This window comes from Dehalococcoidales bacterium (assembly GCA_028716225.1).
GTDB lineage: Bacteria > Chloroflexota > Dehalococcoidia > Dehalococcoidales > UBA5760 > UBA5760.
Window position 1 is genome coordinate 1 of record JAQUQE010000110.1, and the last position, 3,379, is coordinate 3,379.

Genomic DNA, 3,379 nt, shown 5'->3' on the forward strand with positions numbered 1-3,379 from the left:
CCGAAGTCGCTGAGCTAACCCGCAAGGGAGGCAGGCGCCGAAGGCGAGGTCGGTGATTGGGGTGAAGTCGTAACAAGGTAGCCGTACGGGAACGTGCGGCTGGATCACCTCCTTTCAAGAGATCAACAAATCAGGGAGGTCCTGGAAGCTCCGCTTTTCTTATATATTTATATCAGCGAAAGCTCTCTGGCCATTAAATTGGCTCTAGAATAGATTGGGCCTATAGCTCAGGGGTTAGAGCGCCCGCCTGATAAGCGTGAGGTCAGTGGTTCGAATCCACTTAGGCCCACCATTATCAAACGAGTGAGCGAGTGTAGGCCAGGGCTCGGCGGCGAGAAGCTTTTCCGCGGGCTCGATCAAAAATTTTTCGCTTGAAAAATTTTTGGGGCTGTAGCTCAGCTGGGAGAGCGCCGGTTTTGCAAGCCGGAGGTCGCCGGTTCGATCCCGGTCAGCTCCACTAATGCTAATAAGTGGGTAATTGATTCCCTCTGGTTAGAGGGAGGAGATAGATCAGATCTTTGAAAATTTAACAAAGCGGCAGTTTTGCCTTGGCCAAACTTTATGGTCAAGTTACTAAGAGCACACAGGGGATGCCCTGGCGCAGGTAGGCGATGAAGGACGTGGCAAGCTGCGATAAGCTCCGGGGAGCCGCTAAGCGGGCTTCGATCCGGAGGTGTCCTAATGGGGAAACCCACCGCGGTAAAGCCGCGGTATCCTCATCTGAATCCATAGGGTGAGGAAGCGAACCCGGGGAAGGGAACCATCTCAGTACCCGGAGGAAGAAAAAGCAACCGCGATTCCCTGAGTAGCGGCGAGCGAAACGGGAACAGCCCAAACCGTCTGCATGTTAAAGCCCTGGCGCGTTGTGCAGGCGGGGTTGAGGGACCTGACCTGGCTCCGGCCCGGAGGAGCCAGAGAGTCAAAAAAGGCAATCTTAGCTGAATACCATGGAAAGGGTAACCACAGAAGGTGATAGTCCTGTAAGCGAAAAGATTGTCACTCTCGGACAGGCACCCAAGTACCACGGGACACGTGGAATCCTGTGGGAATTCGGGAGGACCATCTTCTAAGGCTAAATACTAACCTGCGACCGATAGTGCACCAGTACCGTGAGGGAAAGGTGAAAAGAACCCCTGTTAGGGGAGTGAAATAGAACCTGAAACTGTGTGCTTACAAGCAGTCGGAGCCTCCGCAAGGAGGTGACGGCGTGCCTTTTGCTTAATGAGCCGGCTAGTTACTCTAAGCGGCGAGGTTAATCTCTTAAAAGAGAGGAGCCGTAGCGAAAGCGAGTCTGAATAGGGCAATTAGTCGTTTGGAGTAGACGCGAAGCCGAGGTGATCTACCCTTGGCCAGGATGAACTGCGGGTAACACCGCAGGGAGGTCCGAACCGGTGTTGGTTGAAAACAGCTCGGATGAGCTGAGGGTAGGGGTGAAAGGCTAATCAAACTCGGAGATAGCTCGTTCTCCCCGAAATAGCTTTAGGGCTAGCCTCGCGTGAATGGTATAGGCGGTAGAGCACTGGATGGCCTAGGGGGCCGAAAGGCCTTCCGAATCCAACCAAACTCCGAATTCCTATAACCACTACGCGGGAGTAAGACTGCGAGCACTAAGGTCCGTAGTCAAAAGGGAAACAGCCCAGACCGCCAGCTAAGGTCCCTAAATGCAAGCTAAGTGGGCAAGGATGTGGAAACGCTTAGACAACCAGGAGGTTGGCTTAGAAGCAGCCATCCTTTAAAGAAAGCGTAACAGCTCACTGGTCAAGTATTTCCGCGCCGACAATGTAACGGGGCTAAGCTTGCTACCGAAGCTGCGGACTCCCGATTCGTCGGGATTGGTAGGGGAGCATTCCGTGGGCACTGAAGTGGGATCGTGAGGTCTCATGGAGCGCACGGAAGAGACTCTGCCGGCACGAGTAGCGATAACTGCTGTAGAAACCAGCAGCGCCGAAAATCTAAGGTTTCCTGGGGAAGGTCAGTCCGCCCAGGGTTAGTCGGTCCCTAAGCTGAGGCCGAAAGGCGTAGGCGATGGATAGCAGGTCAACATTCCTGCACCACCTGAAGAACGTTTGTACGATGGGGAGACGCAGGAGGATAGGCGTACGCGCGGTCGGAAATGCGCGGCCGTTAAGTAGGTGGAGCTCTTAGGCAAATCCGGGAGCTCGTTAACACCGAATACAACGGGGAAGCAGGGCTTCGGTCTTGTCAACTCGCTGATTCCACGCTGCCAAGAAAATCCTCTAAGGAGTTTTTCAGGTGACCGTACCGCAAACCGACACAGGTAGATGAGGAGAGAATCCTAAGGCGCACGTGTGAGCCCTCTCTAAGGAACTAGGCAAGTTGACCCCGTAACTTCGGGATAAGGGGTGCCTCGGTAGGGTGTAGTTGTATAAACAAAGCCCGAGGAGGCCGCAGAAAAATGGCTCTTGCGACTGTTTAGTAAAAACACAGGACTCTGCAAAGACATAAAATCGATGTATAGGGTCTGACGCCTGCCCGGTGCCGGAAGGTTAAGGGGAGGGGTCATCCCGCTTCGGCGGGAGAAGCTCTGAACCGAAGCCCCGGTAAACGGCGGCCGTAAAAAAGTTGCGGCTTCCGAAAGGCAACTTTCGGAAACAAACCTGGCTATATGCTGGAAACTCCGCGTATCCACGAGTTACTCCATCATAAAGGGATGATGAGTAAAAAAACTGTGGTGAAGCGGACAATCAGCAGGGAAGCTCCCTGCAGATGGCGTTTTCCCTTGCTATCTGTATAGCCCCTCAGAGACCATACGCCGGGCTCCCGGGAATTCCCGGGATGAAGATATGGCCCACTCCTTGTGGCGACATAAGGGTAAAGTGAACTATAACGGTCCTAAGGTAGCGAAATTCCTTGTCGGGTAAGTACCTGAACTTGCCCCTTTCCCAAGCAATTGGGCTTGAAACACCGGCTCATATCGGAGAAGCCCTCCTACCTCGTGAAGGCGAGGTGTGGGGTAATTCCGAGGGAACCTCTGGCCCCAAGGCCATTGGACCCGTAACGACTGACCCGAAAGGGGAGGCGCACAGTCCTCCTGTGCGCAACACGCCGGCCCTCACGTTTGTTTGGTTCCTATGGAGTCTTCCTTCTTAGAAGAGGCTTGAGAGAAATCATTGAGCTTGCGTTTGAAATGAACAAGTCGGGAAAACGCAGGCTGACGAAGGAAGAAATCCTAAGGGAACTTGTGAGGTGAAGGTATAGTCTGCCTCTTGTGGAAACACAGGAAAAAAGGTGAAGTTCCGACCCGCACGAAAGGCGTAACGACATGAGCGCTGTCTTAGAGAGGGGCACGGCGAAACTGTGGTACCGGTGAAGACGCCGGTTACCTGCCGCTGGACGGAAAGACCCCGGCACCTTAACT

General features: G+C 53.8%; 2 tRNA genes and 2 rRNA genes. All 4 read left to right on the top strand.

The annotated features are described in order from the left end of the window. Nucleotides 1-115 (top strand): 16S ribosomal RNA (locus tag PHI12_14265); the annotation flags it as partial. A gap of 101 nt (nt 116-216) precedes the next feature. Next, nucleotides 217-292 (top strand) — tRNA-Ile (locus PHI12_14270). A 92-nt stretch (nt 293-384) separates the two neighbouring features. Then, nucleotides 385-457 (top strand) — tRNA-Ala (locus PHI12_14275). A gap of 106 nt (nt 458-563) precedes the next feature. After that, nucleotides 564-3,379, top strand: a 23S ribosomal RNA gene (locus PHI12_14280); the annotation flags it as partial.